The sequence below is a fragment of the Streptomyces megasporus genome, assembly GCF_000718985.1.
GTDB classification, from domain to species: Bacteria; Actinomycetota; Actinomycetes; order Streptomycetales; family Streptomycetaceae; genus Streptomyces; species Streptomyces megasporus.
On sequence record NZ_JODL01000016.1, the window covers coordinates 113295 to 132996 of the forward strand.

Sequence of the window (19702 nt, forward strand, 5' to 3'; positions counted from 1 at the left end):
ACCCTCCGAGCGTCGGCACGAGCGGGCCGGCCGGGACGGCACGGCGTCCGGAGGTCGTCCTCGCCCGTCTCCCACCGTCTTGTGGAGGAACCATGCGCGTGATCGGCTTCGACCACCTCGTCCTCAACGTCGCCGACGTCGAGCGCTCTCTCGACTTCTACTGCGGCGCGTTCGGCCTGGAACCGGTGCGCGTCGACGAGTGGCGCGAGGGCAAGGCCCCCTTCCCGTCGGTGCGCGTGTCCCCGACGACGATCATCGATCTGGTGCGGCGGAAGGACGAGGCCCCGGGATCCAACGTCGACCACCTCTGCCTGGTCGTGGAACCGTTGGACTGGCAGGAGGTGATCGACTCGGGCGAGTTCGAGGTCCTGGACGGCCCGGGTCCGCGGTTCGGCGCGCGGGGGACGGCCCAGTCCGTCTACGTCCGCGACCCCGACGGCAACACCGTGGAGTTGCGCTGGTACCCGCAGGACGCGTGAGCGGGGGCGGTGGAGGCCGGGCCGTCGGGCCCGTCAGCGGCCGGCCGTCGGCGTCCGGGGGCGGTCGGCGCCGGCGGCCCTCCTGACCCCGCGGAACACGCGGAGCGCGTGGCCGGGCGACAGGAGCCTGGTGGGCGGCTCGACCATGTGGGCCACGGCCAGGAACGTCCTGCCCAGCACGGGGTCCACGGACGCGGCCACCCGGTAGCGGGTGAGGTACCGGTCGAGCAGTCCGTCGACCGGCCCCCGCCTCCCCTCCGCCTCGGGAAAGCGCAGGTCGCCGCCGGCGGCCAGCAGCCACGGGGTGGCGACCACCTTGGAGGCGGCGCGGAAGAAACGCCGGGGAAGGTCGTGGGTGCCCTCGGCGAGGAGTCCGCGCAGGAGGATCGCCTGCTGGGCCGCCGCCGTCATGCCCTGCCCGTAGGTGGGGTTGAAGGTGCACAGGGCGTCGCCCGTGACGAGGAGACCGTCGAGGGGCCGGTCGAGCTTCTCGTAGTGGTGGCGCACGCTGGCCGGGTAGCGCATCCGCACGGGCTCGTCCAGCGGCTCGGCCGTGCGCAGCACCTCGGCGACGTCGGGGCCGGGCAGGCTCTCGGCGTAGGCCGACATGCCCTCGTGATCGGTCGGGGGCTCCTCGCCCAGCAGCCCGAAGAGGACGACCGCGAACCGGCCGCCCTCCTCCGACACGATGGCGCCGCCGCGCGGCAGCCCCGGGAAGGGCACGAGGGCGACGCCCGACCGGCCGTCGAGGTGGTGGGGTTCGCGCCGGAAGCGGCGGGTCACATAGACGACGTCGGCGCGCACCCGCGTCCTCTCCGGCCGGGGGCGACCGAGTTCCGTCAGCCAGGTCAGGGCCCGTGAGCCCCGGCCCGAGGCGTCGACGACCAGGTCCGCGTCGAGCGTGGTCTCCCCGGTGTCGGCGGCGCGCGGCCGGACCCTGACGCCCGTGACCCTGCCGCGGTCCGGTGTGGTGACCGGCCCGAGCACCTCGGTCGACTCCACGATCTCCACGTTGGCGAGTGCGGCGACGCGCGCGCGTAACCGGTGTTCGATCAGCGGACGGCTCGCGCCGTAGGAGATCACTCCGGAGGGCGCCCGGTACACGCGGTGGCCGTCGAGGTACCAGTGGGCGTCGCCCTGGGTGTCGGCGAACGTGGCGCCGGCGGCGACCAGTTCGTCCAGGAATCCGGGGAACAGGTCGTCGAGGGCGAGAGCGCCGCGGGCGAGCAGCACGTGGAGCTGGCGGCTCTGCGGTACGCCTCGGCGGGGCGCCGGGACGCCGGGGAAGGCGTCCCGGTCGATCACGGTCACGCGCTCGTAGGTGTCGCCGAGCGCGCGGGCCGTCGTCAGCCCCGCGACGCCGGCGCCGATCACCACGGCGTGGTTCCGTGCCGTCGCCGGGGCGGAACGGGCGGTCGGGGCCATGGGCGGACTCCGTTCCATACGGATGGGCGCGGCCGAGGGACGACGGGACGGCCGGAGCCCGCCGCCGGAGCCCCGAGCGTACTGCCCACCGTTCGGGGCCGGCGAGACCGTCTTCTGGTCAGGGGCTCGCGGGGACGGGGAGCCGGCCTTGCCGCCGCCCGGGTCGCCGCCGCCGTCGCGCACGACGCCCCGGCGGTGCCGACCCCCCGCTTCCCCCGTGCGGGTGAACGTCGGGGACGCCGTCGGGCTCGCGCTGTAGCGTTGCCCGTCGCGGGAGCGAGCATCGAGTCCCCGCCGCGCACGGAAGTCGAGGGGTCAGCATGGTCGGCCGCGCACTGTCCCCGGCGGCTCATCCCAGGAAAGAGGTCCGGGAGGTCCTGGAACGCCTGGTCTCCGCGGGTTGGTCGCTCCACAAGGCCGGCCACTGGGGGCGCCTGGCGTGTCCCTGCGGCAGCGCGTGCACCAGCATCCCGGTCGGTGGGACTCCCCGGAACGCGGTCGCCCACGCGCGCCGGGTGGCGGCCATGGCGGCGCGCTGCCCCCTGCCCGGGAACGATCCGCGCAGGCCGCCGCGGGGGGCCGGTTCCTGACCGCCGAGCCGTGCCGCCGGCCGTTTCGCCGGAGTCACCGGAGTCGCCGGAGTCGACCGGCGCGGGCCGTTGTCGATTGACAACGGGTGGTGGTTCGGCAACCCTGCTTCCCAGGGGTGGCGGGCCTCTGGCTCAGCGGTCCGTGCGGCGACCGGCGGGGTGTGGGAGCCATGGAGTACGAGTTCCTGTTCGTGGTCGAAGGCGTCTCGGCCGAGGACGACCACGTGGTCGGCACGGTCTTCGACGAGTTCGACGGACTGCTCGCCACCACGCGCGGCCGGCGGCTCCTCGCCGTGAGCGAGTCGGGTGACCACCCCGTCGACGCCGCCCACCGCCTCGTGGCCCGGCTGCGTGCCGCACTGCCCACCATGCGACTGGTCCGCCTGGACCCGGACCTCGTGGGCATCGCCGACATCGCCGAACGCACCGGCCGGAGCAGGCAGAACGTGGCCCAGTGGGTCAACGGGGAGCGGCACGCCGTGGCCGGCCGGCCCTTCCCCGCGCCCGAGGGAACGGTCGGGCGGTCACTCGTCTGGCGGTGGGCCGAGGTCAACCGCTGGCTGGAGCACATCGGCGCGTCGGACGGGGTGGCCCGGCCCTCCCGTGAGGACTCCCTCATCGTCGACCTGATGTTGCGGCAGTGGCAGGACCAACTCGACGACGGCAGGCCGCTGCTCAAGGTGATCGCCGCCTCGGACGACCGCACCGAGGACCGCGGCGCGGTCATGCGCGAGGTGGAGCGCCTCGTCCGGCGGCCGGAGGCGCTGCGGCAGGTCGCCGCGCTCCCCCGGAACGAACCCCACCGCCTGGTCATCGTCTGTGCCGTGCTGCTCGACCGGCTGGAGGACGTGCTGCACCGGCTCGGCCCGCACGACGTCTCGGGCGTCCTGGCCGTCAAGACGAGCGAGGACATGGTCCACCTCACGTCGATCGCCTCCGTGCCGCTCCCCGGCACCCTCCCCATCACGGGATTCGGCCTGACGGGCGAGGCGACCGTGGGCGACCTCGTCCTGCTTCAGTCCGACGGCACCGTCGCGCCGAGCACGCCCCTGGCCCTGGTCTGAGGACGCCCGCCCCACCCGGGCGACCTGACGAATGGGTGACTCGTGGTTAGCCGACGGTGAGCGGAGGTACTCGAAGTACCGGCCCACGAGGGGAGCGCGACGACGATGAGCACGATGCAGCGGACGGACGGACACAGGCCCGGGAGCGAGCGCTCCGTCGGCGAGCTGGTGGCACTGGCCACCGCGCAGGTGTCGCAGCTCGTACGGGAGGAGATGCAGCTCGCCAAGATGGAGATGGCCGAGAAGGGCAGGCGGGCCGGGCTGGGCGGCGGGCTGCTGGGCGGCGCCGCGATGATGACGCTCTTCGCGGTGGGGGCCGGTGTGACGGCCGCGATCGCCGGCCTGTCCGTGGTGTGGCCGGTCTGGCTGTCCGCCCTGGTGGTCATGGCGGCGCTGTTCGTCGTCGCCGGGCTGATGGCCTATCTGGGCCGGGAGGAGGTCCGCAGGGCGACGCCGGCGAAGCCGGAGCGGGCGATCCGCGGTGTGCACGACGACCTGGAAGAGATCAGGACGAGGGTACGGCGATGAGCGTTCCGAACATTCCCGGCATCCCCACCGACCCCGAGACCCCGGCGGAGCTCCGCGCGCGGATCGACCTCACACGCCAGGAACTCGGGGACACCCTGGAGGAGTTGGCCGCCAAGGCCGACGTCAGGGCCCGCGCCCAGCGGAAGGCCAGGGAGGCGATGCGGGCGGGACGGGCGCAGCGAGCGGCCACCGCGAGCGGTGCCGTCCTCGCCGTCGCCCTGGCGGCCCTGGTGCTGTACCGGCGGCGGCACCGGGCGAAATCGACGCCTTGGCTCTCGGCGCCGACGCGGCGGCCCCGGCCCCGGACCTTCCCGGGCGTCAGGAAGCCCTCGCGTCCGGCCGCCTCCGTCCGCGCCTCCTGAGCCTCCGGCGGAGCGAGCGCGGCCATTTGGTGGTGTCGCGCGGCTCCACGTAGGGCTCCTCACCGTGCGGGAGGCCGCTGTCGTACGCCTTCCTGCGGGCCAGTTCGGCGTCCAGTTCCAGGCCGAAGAGGATGACCAGGTTCGACAGCCACAGCCAGACGAGGAAGACGACGACCCCGGCGAGCGTGCCGTAGGTCTTGTTGTACGAGTCGAAGTTCGCGGTGTAGAGCGCGAAACCGCCCGAGGCGACCACCCACAGCAGGACGGCCAGCAGGCTGCCGGGAGCCATGCGCAGGCCCCTGAGCCGGGCGTTGGGCGCGGTCCGGTAGAGAATGCCGACCATCGCCGCGACCAGCAGCACCAGCACCGGCCACTTGACGAGCGACCACACCAGCAGGGCCTGGTCGCCCATGCCGATCGCCGCGCCGACCTGCTCGGCCACGCCGCCGGTGAACACCACGATCACCGCGCTCAGCGCGAGCAGCACCATCAGCACCAGCGTGACGCCGATCCGCAGCGGGGTGAGCTTCCACACCGGGCGGCCCTCGGGGATGTCGTAGACGTGGTTGGCGGTGCGGATGAACGCCGCGACGTAGCCGGACGAGGCCCAGACGGCGGCCAGCAGGCTGACGGCTGCCAGGAAGCCGCCGCCGGTGCTCCGCTCGAGTTCGTCCACGGCGTTGCGGAGGATCTCGCGGGCCGGGCCGGGCGCGAGCCGTTCGAGGTTGTCCAGGATGTGCTCGGTCGCCCTCTCCCCGACGACGCCGAGCAGGGAGACCAGGAGCAGCAGGGCCGGGAAGATCGACAGCACACCGTAGTAGGTGAGGGTCGCCGCCCGGTCGGGGATCTCGTCGTCCAGGAACTCCTTGACCGTGCCGCGCAGCACGCCCCACCACGTCTTCGTCATGTCCCACGGATTGCCGGTGCGGGCGCGGTCATGTGCGCGGGTATGTGCGCGGTGCGGGTGGTCGGTCCGCCGACGGGTCCGGCGGCGGTCGACGCGAGGGCGCCGACCGCCGCACCGGAGGTCACAGGACGCGGGTGAGCTTCGCCCCCACGCCCGGCTCGGCCAGTTCGCCCCGGACCGCCACCGGCACCTTCACCTGGCCCGGGCCGCTGCCGACGGTCAGCGTGCCGACGGTCTCGCCCGCCGCGGCCTCGTGCGGGACGCCCTTGCCGCCGTCGGTCAGGGCCAGCTCGGTCTCCATGCCGGGCCAGCCGACCGCCGTGACGTCCTCGGTGGCGACCAGTTGGGTCCGGCCGCCGAGGCCGTCGTCCACATAGCCCACCACGTCGCCCTTCTTGATGATCGTCTCCGACTCCAGGGCCTCCTGCACGGAGATCATCAGCTCCCGGCTCTCGGCGATGACCGTGTCGATGATCGCCGGGCGGTACTGCCCCAGCACCGCGCCGACGATCAGTTGCGTGGTGCCGCCGATCTCCTTCTCGGCCGCGAAGAGCAGGTTGCCGCCCGCCGCGGTGCTGGTGCCGGTCTTGATGCCGACGGCGCCGTTGTAGGGGACCAGCCCGTTCCAGTTGCGGTGGTTGACACCGTTGCGGTCGTCGTAGGAGGGCTTGTTGACGATCTCCCGGAAGACCTCGTGGTCCATCACCTTCTTGCCCAGCTTCACCTGGTCGGCGGCCGTGCTGACCGTCTCCTTCTCCAGGCCGCTGGGGTCGGTGTAGGTGGTGTCGTTCATCCCGAGCTCCTTGGCGGCGGCGTTCATCTTCTCCACGAACGCCTCCTCGGAACCCGCGTCCCAGCGGGCGAGCAGCCGCGCGACGTTGTTCGCCGACGCGAGCATCAGGGCGTTGAGCGCCTCGCGGAGGGTGATCTTCTCGCCCTTCTCGACCGGCACGGTCGACTCGCCCGGCAGGGACGCCTCGTCCTCGGCCCGCTGGTCGACGGGTATCTGGGGGCCCTCCTCGCCCATCTTCAACGGATGGTCGCGCAGGATGACGTAGGCGGTCATCGTCTTCGCCACGCTCGCGATCGGCACCGGCTTCTGCTCCCCGTAGGAGCCGAGGGAGCCGAGTCCCTCGACCTCCACGACGGCCTGGCCCTCCGGCGGCCAGGCCAGGGACGGCTTGTCACCGTCGAAGGAGTACGTGGCGGGGGCGGTCAGCACCAGCTTCGGCTCGGGCAGCGGACGCAGGAGCTGGACGACGGAGAGGACGATCGCCAACAGCACGACGAGCGGAGACCAGATCTTGATCCGTCGCAGGGCGGTGCGCAGCGGGGTGGGCGGCGGCGCGGGCTTGTTCGTCAGCTCGGCCAGCAGTTCCAGGGGCTTGTGCGGCGGCAGCGGCTGCTGCCTCGTCCGCTCGGTCTCCGGCAGCTCGGGCAGCGGCCGGCTCTCGGACGTGGCGGGGGATTCGGAGGACCTCAGCGGCACGAAGCGACTCGTCCGCTCCGCGTCGCTCTCCTCCGGCTCTCCGGCCTCGTCCTCACCGGTGGTCGGCTTGTCGGCCACCCCGATGGCAGCGGCGGCGGTGGCAGCGGCCTTCCCGGAAGGTTCGGGGTCGGCCTTGGGACGCACGGCCCGGAACATCGCCGTGGGCTGGTCGACCACCTTGCCGTCCTCGGTGGGCTTGGTGTCCTTGCCGGTCCCGGCGTCCTTGGTGGGCTTGGTGTCCTCGGCGGGCTTGGCGTCCCCGTCCTCGGCCTTCTCGTCGTCGCCCTTGGTGCCGGTGCCGTCCTCGGGTACGCGGAAGACCGCCGTGGCCTGGTCCACCGGGCCCTCCGGCTCCGACTCGGCCTCGGCCTCGGCCTTCCCGGCCTTCTCGGACCCTTCCTCGGTGCCCTTCTCGGCGTCGTCCTCCGCGGCGTCCCCGCTCTCGTCCTTCGGCACGCGGAAGACCGCCGTCGTCCGGTCCACCGGACGCTCGGACTCCGGCTCGACCTCGGGCTCGGACTTCTCCGCTTCGTCCGCGGAGCCCTTGCCCTCGGGCGCCTCGGGCTCCGCGCCGTCCGCCGCCCCGGACTCCTCGGAACCGGGCTCCTCCGAACCGGGCCCCTCCGTCGCGTCGTTCCGCTCAGGGGAGTCGTCCGCGGGTTCGTCCGCACCGTCCCGGCTCTCGTCGGCGGGCTCTCTCTCCTCGTCCCCGGTGTCGGCCTCCCCGGCCGCCTCCCGCGGCTTCCGGTCGGCCTCCCCGGACGTCTCCCCGTCGGCTCCCGCTCCCTTCCGGGGCGGTTCCTGCAGCGCCACGCGAGGATCGCCGACGCGTTCGGGAACCGTTTCCGTCTTTCCCGTCGTCTCCCCCGACGACATCTGCTGTTCCGACCTGTCGGGGGACTTGCCCGCCACCGATACCTCCCACTTGTGTCCGCCACTCGTCATATCAGTAAACAGTGTCCTGAACACCCGTCCGGACCCGGCTCTCCGGCCCTGTTCACGGGCTCCGACGGCCCGCTAAATTGCCAGACGGTAACGACATACCTACCGGTTCCATGACAAAGCCCTCAGGCGCTCTCGACAGACCTCTGTGAAAGGGGTCACCCTGTCATGCATCCACGCGGGGAGGCATGGATGGGCAGGAGCCGTAGAACACTTCCGGAGGAGCTTCTGCTGCTGGCCTTGGACCCGGCCACGGGTACCACGGCACAGCCGCAGTCGCTCGACCTCGGCTTGGCCGGGGCCCAGCTCGTGGAGCTGGCTCTCGCAGGACGAATAGCCCCTGACGGGGATCGCATAGCCGTGGTGCTGCCACGGCCGACCGGAGATCCGACACTGGACTCCGCGCTGGAACTGCTGCGCAGGCGTGGCAGCCCGGTACGCGCGGTCCACTGGATCGGCGGGCCCAGACTGGGGCTGCGCCAAACCTATCTCACGCATCTGGAGCGCTGCGGCATGGTTCACGCCGTATCGAGCCAGATGTGCGGGGTGTTGCCGACCACTCGCTACCAGGCGACGGACACGGCGGTCAGTCGGGAGATCAGGGCCCGACTGGACAGCGCGATCCGGACCGGTGTTCCCCCGGACCCGCGAACCGCCGCGCTCGCCGCGCTGGCCCACGCGATCGGCCTCGGCAAGCACCTCTATCCCGGCAACGAGGGACGGTCGTCCCGTTCCAGGCTGCGGGATCTGATCAGGCACGACCCGATGGGCGGTCTCGTCGCGCACGCCGTGATGGACGTGCAGAACGGCGCGGCGGCTCAGCCGCGTCGCGCCGCTCCGGCCAGGGGCGGTGCGGTCGGCAAGCAGGCGGCGCGGTCGCCCGCGGCGCAGCCGCTCCCCGGACAGGCACGGAGGGGCGGCATGGCTCGCGCGGGCATTCGCTGACGTTCGCGTCCCACACAGGTTTCACAGGTCCGACCGATCACGGTTCGGGAGCCGCGAAGCGCGGGGTGGCGACCCGTTCCCTCCAGAGGAGAACGGTTTCGCCACCCCGCGCGTGTGTGCGCGCACCCTCTGTGGCCATTTCCCAGCGGGAGAACCGTGGTTGGTGGCAACCTGCTTGATGAGCAGTGGTCATCACAAGGCAAGCGGAGGTGTGCGCACCGTGGCGTCCAACGTCAATCCCACCGTCAGGAGGCGCCGGCTGGGGCAGGAGCTGCGCCGGCTCCGCGAGCAGAAGGGCATGACGGCCGAGGAGGTCGCCGAGCGCCTGCTGGTCTCCCAGTCCAAGATCAGCAGGTTGGAGAACGGTCGCCGCAGCATCAGTCAGCGCGACGTCCGCGACCTGTGCGGAGTGTACGAGGTCGAGGACCGCCGCATAGTCGAGTCCCTGATGCAGATGGCCAAGGAGTCCAGACAGCAGGGCTGGTGGCACGCGTTCGGGGACATCCCGTACAGCGTGTACATCGGTCTGGAGACGGACGCGGCGTCCCTGCGGGTGTACGAGCCGCAGGTCGTGCCCGGCCTGCTGCAGACCCAGGCGTACGCGGAGGCCGTCGTCGCGGGCGCGCTGCCCGAGGCGTCGGCGGCGGACATCGAGAAGCGCGTGAAGGTGCGGATGCGCAGGCAGGAGCGCATTCACGACACGAAGAACCCGCTGCGGCTGTGGGCGGTGGTCGACGAGGCCGCGCTCCGCCGGCGGGTCGGCGGACAACAGGTCATGCGGGAGCAGTTGGAGCGATTGATCGAGTTCTCCCGGCTCCCCCATGTGACGGTGCAGGCGCTGCCCTTCACGATGGGAGCGCATCCGGGGGTCAACGGCCAGTACGCGATCCTGGAGTTCCCGGACGCGGCCGACTCGACGGTGGTCTACCTGGAGGGCGTCACCAGCGACCTCTATCTGGAGAAGGCCACCGACGTGCAGAAGTACAGCGTGATGTACGAACACCTGCGGGCGCAGGCGCTGAACGCCGAGCAGACGCGGGAGTTCGTCGAGGGCATCGCCAAGGAGTACACCCAGGGCTGACGGTCGGTCGTTCCCGAAGGCCGGTCCCCGGCTTCCGGCTTCCCGGCCCCGGCTCCCCGACTTCCGACGGAGGTCGCCGGGCTGCCCGCGGGCCGTCCGGTTCGGCGGCGGAAGCGGCCGGGGAGCCGCACACCGCACTTCACGGGCACTTCAGGGGCGCTTCAGGAGCACCTCGTGAGGGGAGACGGCGCAGCAAGCTACACCTCGGGCGTGTCGATGTGAAGGGGCGTCCGGAATATGCCATCCGGTCGAGTGAAAGGTGGCTTTGGCGGGGCGAGTTGGGGAGTACCGTCGGCCGCACGCCGGGCCCACCCGGCACTTTCCGCACTTTCCGTCTTCTGGAAGAAACCGGAGCAGACCATGGCAATCCGACAGGGCAGGACCGACGACTGGACCAAGTCCAGCTACTCCGCGGGCAACGGTGCGTGCGTCGAGGTGAAGTCGCCGGAGCCGCGGGCGATCGCCGTGCGCGACTCCAAGGTTCCGCAGGGGCCGTCGCTGGCCTTCGTCCCGCACTCGTGGAACGCCTTCGTGGACGCCGTCGGCCGGGGCACGCTCACCCACGGCTGATCGTCCTCGACAAGGCGCGCGGCGGCGCACGGACGCCCTCACCCCGCGTACCGTGCCGCACCGCCCGCGTCGCAGCGCACCACCGATCGGAGCCCTCTCGTCTGGTTCGCCGTCCCGGCCGAGGGGGCCGACCTTTCCCGGGTCCGTGCCGTCCCGCTTCCGGAACGGCACAGGCCCGGGGCGGTGCGCGTGGTGTGTCGGACGGCGTCTCAGGTCCGCGGGTAGCGGGTCAGCCAACCCGGCGAACCGGCCGGGGTGGCCGGGCTGTGGAGGGCGGGCCCCTGGGTCATCTCCATGGCGAAGTCGTCGGCCAGTTCCAGGATCGTGGCGCGCCCCTCCACCTCGACGACCCAGTCGGCCGGCAGGGCCGTCTCCCCGTGCAGGGCGCCCAGGAGGTTGCCGCAGATCGATCCGGTGGAGTCGGAGTCCCCGCCGTGGTTCACGGCGAGCAGCAGGCCGTGCCGCACGTCCTCGGCGACCAGGGCGCAGTACACCCCGATGGCCAGTGCCTCCTCGGCCGTCCAGCCCTCCCCCAGCGACTCCACGCGCTCCGCCGTCGGCAGCCCTTGACGCACGGTTCCGAGGGCCTGTTTGAGCGCCTCGCTGGTCTCCTCGTGTCCGGGGTGGGCCGCCAGGTGGACCAGGGAACGCTGTACGGCGGCGTCCAGGCTCTCGCCGCGGGTGACGGCGTGGACGATGACGGCGAAGGCGCCCGCCGCCAGGTAGCCGGTGGGGTGGCCGTGGGTCTGGACGGCGCACTCGACGGCGAGTTGGAAGACCAGTTGCGGCTCCCAGCCGACGAGCAGCCCGAAGGGTGCGGAGCGCATGACGGTGCCGCAGCCCTTGGAGTCGGGGTTCTTCGGTGCCTCCAGCGTGCCCATCCGGTCGTCGGCGAGCCCGGTCAGGCAGGCGCGGCCGGGGGCGCGCTGGGAGTACAGCCACTCCTGGCGGGCCAGCCAGCCGTCCTCCTTCCTGCGCTCGTCCGGCCCCCAGTCCCGCTGGGTGGCGGCCCAGCGGCGGTACGCGGCGTGCACGTCGGTGGGCGGGTGCCAGGCGCCGGTGTCGCGTCGTACATGGGCGCGGATGAGCCCGTCGACGGTGAACAGGGTCATCTGGGTGTCGTCGGTGACGGCGCCGCGCCGCCCGTAGGCGGGCACGTAGTCGGTCACCCCCTGGGGCCCGTGGGCGCCGCGGATGGCCTCGAGCGAGTCGAACTCGACACCCGCGCCGAGCGCGTCGCCGATGGCGCCGCCGAGCAGGCAGCCGCGCACCCGGCCGCGGAAGTCCTGCTGCTCGGCGCGGCCCCATATGCCGACGCCCGATGTCGCGGTCACTGTGCCGTCCCCTCCACGTCCGGTGCTCCTCATCCACCTCGGTTCGCACTGTAATCGACCGCCGTCCGCCGGCAACCGGCGGAAATCGGCCCGTCACCGGGCATACGCCGTGGGGACACCGATACGCCGCTCGGAGGACGCGATCGGAAGCGGGGATCGGGCGAGGGGCCAAAGCGGGAGGCCGGCCCCTCGCCCGGCTCAGCCGTCGAGGTCGTCGAGCACCGGCAGCAGCTCGGGAAGGTGTCCGTCGGAGGCCAGGGCGGTCCGTACGCGTTCCTCCGGCACCTCGCCGTAGGTGGTGGTGCGGGGGCGGGCCGGACGGCCGGCGGCCTCGGCGATGGCGACGAGGTCCCGCACGGAGCGGTAGGAGCCGTAGGAGGAGCCCGCCATGCGGGAGATCGTCTCCTCCATCAGCGTGCCGCCCAGGTCGTTGGCGCCCGAGCGGAGCATCTCGGCGGCGCCCTCGGCTCCCAACTTCACCCAGCTCGTCTGGATGTTGGGGATGTGCGGGTGCAGCAGCAGGCGGGCCATCGCGGTCACCGCGCGGTTGTCGCGCATGGTCGGCCCGGGGCGGGCGATGCCCGCGAGGTAGACCGGTGCGTTGGTGTGGACGAACGGCAGCGTGACGAACTCCGTGAAGCCGCCCGTCTCCCGCTGGACGCGGGACAGGAGGCGCAGGTGGCCGAGCCAGTGCCGCGGCTGGTCCACGTGGCCGTACATCATCGTGGACGAGGAGCGGATGCCCAGTTCGTGGGCGGTGGTGATCACCTCGACCCAGGTGGCGGTGGGCAGCTTCCCCTTGGTGAGCACCCAGCGGACCTCGTCGTCGAGGATCTCGGCCGCCGTGCCGGGGATGGTGTCGAGCCCGGCCTCCTTGGCGGCCGTCAACCAGTCCCGGATCGACATGCCGGTGCGGGTCGCGCCGTTGACGACCTCCATCGGGGAGAAGGCGTGCACGTGGATGTCCGGCACGCGTTCCTTCACCGCCCGGGCGATGTCGAAGTAGGCGGTGCCGGGCAGGTCCGGGTGGATGCCGCCCTGCATGCACACCTCGACCGCGCCGACGTCCCACGCCTGCCGCGCGCGGTCGGCGACCTGTTCCAGGGAGAGGGTGTAGGCGTCGGCGTCGGTGCGGCGCTGGGCGAAGGCGCAGAAGCGGCAGCCGGTGTAGCAGACGTTGGTGAAGTTGATGTTGCGCGTGACGATGTACGTCACGTCGTCGCCGACGGTGTCACGGCGCACGTCGTCCGCGATCCGGCAGAGCGCGTCCAGGGCCGGACCGTCGGCGTGCAGCAGGGCCAGGGCCTGGTCGTCGGTGAGGCGGGTGGGGTCGTCGGCCGCGGTGGCGAGGGCGGCGCGCACGTCGGCGTCCACGCCCCCTCCTCGCCCGCCCTCGGACGGGGTGGGTCCGGGGACCATGCCGGGCGCGGCGCTCTCGCGCAGCGCCTCCCAGTCCCCGTACACCTCGTCGAAGTCCGCTCGCCGGTCGGTGGCGCGGCCCTCGGTGTCGATGGCGCGGTGCAGGTCGGTGCGGCCGGTGCCGGCGGTGAAGACCTCGTCGGGCTCCTGCCAGGGGCGCCCGGTGGGGGCGGTGTCCTCGCGGGCCAGGCCCGTGACCGGGTCGGCCAGCGCGGACACGTGCGGCAGCAGCCGGGGGTCGAGCCAGGGCTCGCCGCGCCGGACGAACTCCGGGTAGATGGTGAGGCGTTCGCGGAGCTCGAAACCGGCGGCTCGGGTGCGTTCGGCGAGTTCGTCGATCTGCGGCCAGGGGCGTTCGGGGTTGACGTGGTCGGGGGTGAGCGGGGAGACCCCGCCCCAGTCGTCGATCCCGGCGTCGATCATCAGCGCGTACTCCCCCTCGCCCACCAGGTTCGGCGGCGCCTGGATGCGGGCGGAGGGGCCGAGGACGTGCCGGGCGACGGCGACGGCGGCGGCCAGTTCGTCCAGTTCGGCGTCGGGCATGCCGCGCATGGCCGTGTCGGGCTTGGCGCGGAAGTTCTGCACGATGACTTCCTGGATGCCGCGGTACGCCCGTTGGACGCGGCGGATGGCGAACAGCGACTCCGCCCGCTCCTGGTACGTCTCGCCGATGCCGATGAGGACGCCGGTGGTGAACGGCACGTTGCTGCGGCCCGCGTCCTCCAGCACCCGCAGCCGCACGGCCGGCTCCTTGTCGGGCGAGCCGTGGTGCGGGCCGCCGGGCTCGGACCACAGCCGGGTGGCGGTGGTCTCCAGCATCATGCCCATGCTCGGGGCGACCGGCTTCAGCCGCTGGAGGTCCGTCCAGGACAGCACACCGGGGTTGAGGTGCGGCAGCAGGCCGGTCTCCTCCAGCACCCGGATCGCCATGGCGCGGACGTAGGCGAGGGTGTCGTCGTAGCCGTGGGCGTCCAGCCACTCGCGCGCCTCGGGCCAGCGGTCCTCGGGCCGGTCGCCGAGGGTGAACAGCGCCTCCTTGCAGCCCATCTCGGCGCCCCGGCGGGCGATGTCCAGCACCTCGTCCGGGGACAGGTACGCCCCCCGGCCTTCCCGGCGCAGCTTGCCGGGCACGGTGACGAAGGTGCAGTAGTGGCAGCGGTCGCGGCACAGCCGGGTGAGGGGGATGAAGACCTTGCGCGAGTAGGTGATCACTCCGGGGCGGTCCGCCGCCTCCAGTCCCGCGTCCCGCACCCGTGCGGCGGAGGCCATCAGGTCGGCGAGGTCGTCGCCGCGGGCCTGGAGCAGCACGGCGGCCTCGGTGACGTCGAGCGCGACACCGTCCCGCGCTCGTCTGAGTGCGCGGCGCATGGCGGTGGCGGTGGGTGCCGGTGGTGTGGTGCTCGAAGTCATGCCCCGAGCATACGAGCGCCTTCCGCCCGGCCCCGGACCGCCGGTGCGGGCACTCTCGCACCGCGCGGACGCGCCGGCCTCGCACGTCGCGTGGTCGGCCGTCGCGGCCGACCGTGGCGCGGCCTCCGCCCGGTGGCGCGGGGGGGGTGCGCCGGGGGCGTGGCGGCGCGTCATGTGCTGTCGGCCGGGTTGTCCACAGGGCTTTCCCCGACCGTCGGGCGCGCGTAGAACAGTGACGCGCACCACATCCGACACGACAGGGCGGAGTTCGGCATGGATCGGCGCGACGTGTTGAGGTTGTCCGCCGCCGCGGGGGCGGCGGGCACGCTCACGCTCCCGGCGGTGTCCTTCGCGCACGCGGCGGACGACGGCGCGCGGGAGCGAAGGGGGGCGCGGACGAGGACGGTCCGCGGGCATCTGCCCACGGGCGCCCCGGACTTCGTGTACCTGCCGGTCGAGGTGCCGCGCGGGGTGCGGGAGGTGGCCGTCTCGTACTCCTACGACAAGCCCGCCGTGCCCCCCGGCACCCCCGGCAACGCCCTGGACATCGGCATCTTCGACGAACGCGGCACGGCACAGCCGGGGCGGGGGTTCCGGGGGTGGTCGGGCGGGTTCCGCACCGAGTTCGCCATCAGCGCGGAGAGGGCGACTCCGGGATACCTGGCCGGCCCGGTGCGGCCCGGCACCTGGCACGTGGTCCTGGGGCCGTACACCGTCGCCCCGCAGGGCATGGAGTACGAGGTCACCGTCACGCTGCGGTTCGGCGAGCGGGGCCGTACGCCGAAGCCGGTCCATCCGCCGCAGCGGGCGAAGGGCCGGGGGCACGCCTGGTATCGGGGCGACTGCCACCTGCACACCGTGCACTCCGACGGCCTGCGCACCCCGGAGGAGGTGGCGGTGGCGGCGCGGGAGGCCGGGCTGGACTTCATCGCCACGACCGAGCACAACACCACGTCCGCGCACGGCGCCTGGGAGGGGTTGTGGGGCGACGACCTGCTGATCCTGTGCGGCGAGGAGGTGACCACCCGCAACGGCCACTACCTGGCGATCGGCACCGATCCGGGCACCTTCGTCGACTGGCGCTACCGGGCGCGCGACGACGCCTACGAGCGGTACGTGCGGATCGTCCACCGGGCGGGTGGACTGGTGGTGCCGGCCCACCCCAACTGTCCCTTCGTGGGCTGTCAGTGGAAGTTCGGCCACGCGGGCGCGGACGCGGTCGAGGTGTGGAACGGGCCGTGGACGGCCGACGACGAACTCGCGCTGGCCACCTGGGACAACATGCTGGTAGCGGCCTGCCGGGAGCGCGCGGACGGCGGGGAGGGCCGGTGGATACCGGCGATGGGCAACAGCGACGCGCACCGCGAGCCACAGGTCGTCGGATGGCCGCAGACGGTCGTCCACGCCGAGGACCTGTCGCGCCGGGCCGTGCTGGAGGGCATCCGGGCGGGCCGAAGTTGGCTGGCGGAGTCCTCGGGGATCGGGTTGGCGCTGTCGGCCGCCGGTCCACGGGGCGAGCACGCCGGGATCGGCGGCCGGCTGCGCGTGGCGCCGGACGCGGAGGTGACCGTGCGGCTGGAGGTCTCCGGCGTGCCGGACGGCACGGTGCGGCTGATGACCGACCAGGGCGAGATGCGCTCGGCGCGGCTGCCCGCCTCCGGTGCCGGTGCCGTCGTCTGGCGCACCACCGCGTCACTGGCGGCGTACGTCCGCGCCGAGGTGCGCCGGCCCCGACCGGAGGGCGCCTCCCCGGACCTGCCGGGACCGATGGCGGCGATGACGAACCCGCTGTGGCTCGATCCGCGTTAACCTACGCTTCCGTAACCACGAACGGCATCCGACGGCAGGCCGTTTGACGGCGTGTCAGGCGTGAACCGATTCGCCGGAGCGCCGACTTATCGGTTCTGTCGCGGGTTTGCGATGACTGTGGGGAGAGACAGGGGCACGGCTGACGTATCGACCTTCGGCAAGGCACACTGACCGCTGCGGGTCGACACACTTCGCAGGGGGCACCATGGACGGCGAGGGGCACACGGGACGCGAGCGACAGCAGTCGGACAACCGCCACCACCGGCTGCGTTTCGCCGTGCTGGGGCCCGTGCGCGCCTGGCGCGACGGCGAGGCCGTGGGCGTCGGCTCCCCGCAGCAGCGCGCCCTGCTGGCGGCCCTGCTGTTGCGCGGCGGGCAGACGGCCACCGCACAGGAGCTGGTGGGCGCGCTGTGGGGCGAGGAACCGCCGCAGCGGGCCCTGGCCGCGCTGCGCACCTACGCCTCGCGGCTGCGCAAGGTGCTGGGCTCCGAGGCTCTGATCAGCGAGTCCGGCGGCTACGCGATCCGGCTGGGGCCGGACACCGAACTGGACGTGGACGCGGCCGGCGCGTGCGTCGCCGAGGCGGAGAAGGCCGCCGCGGAGGGCGACCACCACCGGGCGCGGGGGCTGTACGACGCGGCACTGGCCCGGTGGGACGGCGAGACGCTCGCCTCGGTGCCGGGGCCGTACGCCGAGAACCAGCGGACCCGGCTGGAGGAGTGGCGGCTGTCCCTGCTGGAGCACCGTCTCGACCTCGACCTGCGGCTGGGCTTCCACGCGGAGGCCGTCGGCGAGCTGACCGCCCTGACCGTCGAGCACCCGTTGCGCGAACGGCTGCGGGAGCTGCTGATGCTGGCGCTGTACCGCAGCGGCCGGCAGGCCGAGGCGCTGGCCGTCTACGCCGACACCCGCCGGCTGCTCGCCGAGGAGCTGGGCGTGGACCCCCGCCCGGAGCTGGCGGAGCTCCAGCAGCGCATCCTCCAGGCCGACGAGGAACTCGCCCGGCCTGCCGAGGAGTCAGCGCCCCAGGGCGGGGTCACCTTCGTGCGTCCCGCCCAACTCCCGGCCACCGTGCCGGACTTCACCGGCCGGGCCGCCTTCGTGACCGAGTTGGGCGACCAGTTGGTCACCGCCGAGTCCAGGATCATGGCCGTCTCGGCGGTCGCGGGCATCGGCGGGGTCGGCAAGACCACCCTGGCCATCCACGTCGCCCACGCCGCCCGTGACCGGTTCCCCGACGGCCAGCTCTACGTCGACCTCCAGGGCGCCGGGCGGTCCCCGGCCGAGCCGGAGACCGTCCTCGGCGCCTTCCTGCGCGCCCTGGGCACCCCCGACTCCGCGATCCCCGAGGGGCTGGAGGAGCGGGCCGCGCTCTACCGCTCGCTGCTGGCCGGCCGCCGCATCCTGACCCTGCTGGACAACGCCCGCGACGCCGCCCAGGTCCGTCCCCTGCTGCCCGGCACCGAGGGCTGCGCCGCGCTGATCACCAGCCGGGTGCGGATGGTGGACCTGGCCGGCGCGCACCTGGTGGACCTGGACGTCATGAGCCCCGAGGAGGCCATGACGCTGTTCACGAAGATCCTCGGCGAGGAGCGGGTCCACGCGGAGCGCGAGGCCGCCATGGACGTGGTCGCCGCCTGCGGCTTCCTGCCGCTGGCCATCCGCATCGCCGCCTCCCGGTTGGCCGCCCGCCGCACCTGGACGGTCTCGGTGCTGGCCCGCAAGCTCGCCGACGAACGCCGCCGGCTGGACGAGCTCCAGGCCGGCGACCAGGCGGTCAAGGCCACCTTCGAGCTGGGCTACGGCCAGTTGGAGCCCGGCCAGGCCCGCGCCTTCCGCCTGCTGAGCCTGGCCGACGGCCCGGACATCTCCGTGCACGCCGCCGCCGCCCTGCTGGACCGTCCTCCGGAGGAGACCGAGGACCTGCTGGAGTCCCTGGTCGACATCTCCCTGCTGGAGTCCGCGGCGCCGGGCCGCTACCGCTTCCACGACCTGGTGCGGCTCTACGCCCGCACCTGTGCCGAGCGCGACGAGTCCCCGACCGTCCGGGAGGCGGCCCTCTCCCGGCTGCTGGACTTCCACCTCGCCACCGCGACCGGGGTGTTCGCCCTGGAGCGCCCCGGCGACCGCACGGCGGAGCACCTGGCGGCCACCGAGCACCCCGGTCTGGTCTTCGCCGACCGCGCCGCCGCGCTGGACTGGCTGTTCGCCGAGGCCGACTGCCTGCTGGCCTGCGTGGAGCAGTCGGCCGGCGGCGCCACGCTGCGCCGCGCGACCGACCTGTTGCTGGCCACCCGCGACCTGGCCGAGTCCGGGGTCAACTCGCCGCGTTACGAACGGGCCGCCCTCGCCGTCTGCGAGGCCGCGCGGGCGGCCGGGGACGCCTGGGCCGAAGGCCGCGCCCGGCTGAACCTCACCCACGCCTACAGCGTCTCGGGACGCTTCGAGCAGGCCGACCAGGAGGCCCAGCGGGCCATGGTGCTCGCGCTGACGACGGGCGATCCCGTGCCGAGCTGCCACGCGCCGAACGAGCGCGGCATCATCGCCATCTACCGGAACCGACAGGAGAAGGGCGACGCCCTGCTGAACCAGGCCATCGCCGCGTTCCGCGCCGACGGCAACCGCGTCGGCGAGGCGAGCGCCCTGTGCAACCTCTCCCGGATCCATCTCGCGCTGGGCCGCAAGGCCAGTGCGATCAAGCTCGCGGAACAGGGCGTGGGGATCTACACGGAGATGGGGCTCAACAGGCGGCTGGCCAACGCTCGTTACGCGCTGGGGATGGCGCTGACCGGTGCCGGGCGCACCGCCGAGGCCCTCGACCAGCTCGCCCGGGCCCTCACCGCCTTCCACGAGAGCCGCCAGCCGCTGTGGGAGGGCGTCACCCACTTCCGGCTGGCCGAGGCCCACCTCCAGGCGGGGCGCCCCGCGCAGGCCGCGACCCACGCCGAGCAGGCCCTCGCCCTGCGCGGCATCGGAGGCGAGTGGCGGCGCGGAACCGTGCTGACGGTCCTGGGGCGGGCCCTCGACGCACTGGGGCAGACGGACCGCGCCCGCGCCTGCTGGCAGGACGCGCTGAAGATCTTCGACGCCCTGGAGTCGCCCGAGGCGGTGGAGGTCCGAGAACTCCTCTCGCCCGTCATCGCCGCGTGACGAGCCCCGCGGCGACCGCGTCGAGCACGTGTCGGGCACGTGTCGGGGCGGGTCGGAGGGTGGGGCGGGGAGCGGATCGAGGGCAGACCGAGGGCGTTCATCGATTGTTTATCGACGCCCACCATGCTTGTACAAGCCGATCCGTCGCATCGGGGGGCAGACGGATCGACCGGGGCGGACGTCCCGATCCTCGGGAC

The 19702-nt window shown here is 73.1% G+C and carries 14 protein-coding genes; 9 read left to right on the plus strand and 5 right to left on the minus strand.

The window, feature by feature from the left end; genetic code table 11:
- The first annotated feature begins 92 nt into the window (after nucleotides 1-92).
- Nucleotides 93-479, plus strand: a complete 387-nt coding sequence (locus tag IF47_RS0115345) for a VOC family protein (RefSeq protein WP_031509344.1) — start codon at nucleotides 93-95, stop codon at nucleotides 477-479.
- A gap of 33 nt (nucleotides 480-512) precedes the next feature.
- On the opposite strand, the gene IF47_RS0115350 is transcribed toward IF47_RS0115345, so the two are convergent.
- A complete protein-coding gene (locus IF47_RS0115350; protein WP_051717725.1) occupies nucleotides 513-1904 on the minus strand; it encodes an FAD-dependent oxidoreductase in 1392 nt (463 codons plus the stop codon).
- A gap of 760 nt (nucleotides 1905-2664) precedes the next feature.
- On the opposite strand from IF47_RS0115350, the gene IF47_RS0115355 reads away from it, so the two are divergent.
- The 3 genes from IF47_RS0115355 (at nucleotide 2665) to IF47_RS0115365 (ending at nucleotide 4448) form a co-directional block, all read left to right on the plus strand.
- Nucleotides 2665-3558, plus strand: a complete 894-nt coding sequence (locus IF47_RS0115355; protein ID WP_031509346.1) for a helix-turn-helix transcriptional regulator — start codon at nucleotides 2665-2667, stop codon at nucleotides 3556-3558.
- Between the two features lie 105 nt (nucleotides 3559-3663).
- Nucleotides 3664-4086 carry a phage holin family protein gene (locus IF47_RS0115360; protein ID WP_078591856.1) on the plus strand — a complete coding sequence of 141 codons (423 nt, stop codon included), beginning with the start codon at nucleotides 3664-3666 and terminating at the stop codon, nucleotides 4084-4086.
- On the plus strand, nucleotides 4083-4448 hold the full coding sequence (locus IF47_RS0115365; protein ID WP_037732670.1) for a DUF3618 domain-containing protein: 366 nt from the start codon (nucleotides 4083-4085) through the stop codon (nucleotides 4446-4448). Before IF47_RS0115360 ends, IF47_RS0115365 begins: the two co-directional genes overlap by 4 nt.
- Here IF47_RS0115365 and IF47_RS0115370 read toward each other — a convergent pair.
- Together IF47_RS0115370 and IF47_RS0115375 are read right to left on the minus strand one after the other, a co-directional pair.
- Nucleotides 4405-5355, minus strand: coding sequence for a YihY/virulence factor BrkB family protein (locus IF47_RS0115370; RefSeq protein ID WP_051717727.1), 951 nt, complete (start codon nucleotides 5353-5355; stop codon nucleotides 4405-4407). The genes IF47_RS0115365 and IF47_RS0115370 overlap by 44 nt on opposite strands.
- Before the next feature lie 121 nt (nucleotides 5356-5476).
- A complete protein-coding gene (locus IF47_RS0115375) occupies nucleotides 5477-7789 on the minus strand; it encodes a D-alanyl-D-alanine carboxypeptidase (protein ID WP_245641125.1) in 2313 nt (770 codons plus the stop codon).
- 189 nt (nucleotides 7790-7978) lie between these two features.
- Here IF47_RS0115375 and IF47_RS0115380 point away from each other — a divergent pair, with 189 nt between their 5' ends.
- From IF47_RS0115380 to IF47_RS0115390, 3 genes are all read left to right on the plus strand, one after another.
- Entirely contained in the window at nucleotides 7979-8731 is a 753-nt protein-coding gene (locus IF47_RS0115380; RefSeq protein WP_031509351.1) for a GOLPH3/VPS74 family protein, read from the plus strand.
- Nucleotides 8732-8951: 220 nt separating this feature from the next.
- Nucleotides 8952-9812 carry a helix-turn-helix domain-containing protein gene (locus tag IF47_RS0115385; RefSeq protein ID WP_031509352.1) on the plus strand — a complete coding sequence of 287 codons (861 nt, stop codon included), beginning with the start codon at nucleotides 8952-8954 and terminating at the stop codon, nucleotides 9810-9812.
- 360 nt (nucleotides 9813-10172) lie between these two features.
- Entirely contained in the window at nucleotides 10173-10382 is a 210-nt protein-coding gene (locus IF47_RS0115390; protein ID WP_031509353.1) for a DUF397 domain-containing protein, read from the plus strand.
- Nucleotides 10383-10591: 209 nt separating this feature from the next.
- Here IF47_RS0115390 and IF47_RS0115395 read toward each other — a convergent pair whose 3' ends face one another.
- Together IF47_RS0115395 and IF47_RS0115400 are read right to left on the minus strand one after the other, a co-directional pair.
- Nucleotides 10592-11749, minus strand: a complete 1158-nt coding sequence (locus tag IF47_RS0115395; RefSeq protein WP_031509354.1) for an ADP-ribosylglycohydrolase family protein — start codon at nucleotides 11747-11749, stop codon at nucleotides 10592-10594.
- A 165-nt stretch (nucleotides 11750-11914) separates the two neighbouring features.
- Nucleotides 11915-14545 (minus strand): bifunctional FO biosynthesis protein CofGH, encoded by a 2631-nt coding sequence (locus tag IF47_RS0115400; protein ID WP_031509355.1) that lies wholly within the window; start codon nucleotides 14543-14545, stop codon nucleotides 11915-11917.
- Between the two features lie 273 nt (nucleotides 14546-14818).
- Between IF47_RS0115400 and IF47_RS0115405 the strand changes: the two genes are divergently transcribed.
- Nucleotides 14819-16354, plus strand: a complete 1536-nt coding sequence (locus tag IF47_RS0115405) for a CehA/McbA family metallohydrolase (RefSeq protein WP_031509356.1) — start codon at nucleotides 14819-14821, stop codon at nucleotides 16352-16354.
- Nucleotides 16355-16559: 205 nt separating this feature from the next.
- A complete protein-coding gene (gene afsR, locus IF47_RS0115410; RefSeq protein ID WP_031509358.1) occupies nucleotides 16560-19505 on the plus strand; it encodes an SARP-family global regulator AfsR in 2946 nt (981 codons plus the stop codon).
- Nucleotides 19506-19702: the final 197 nt, after the last annotated feature.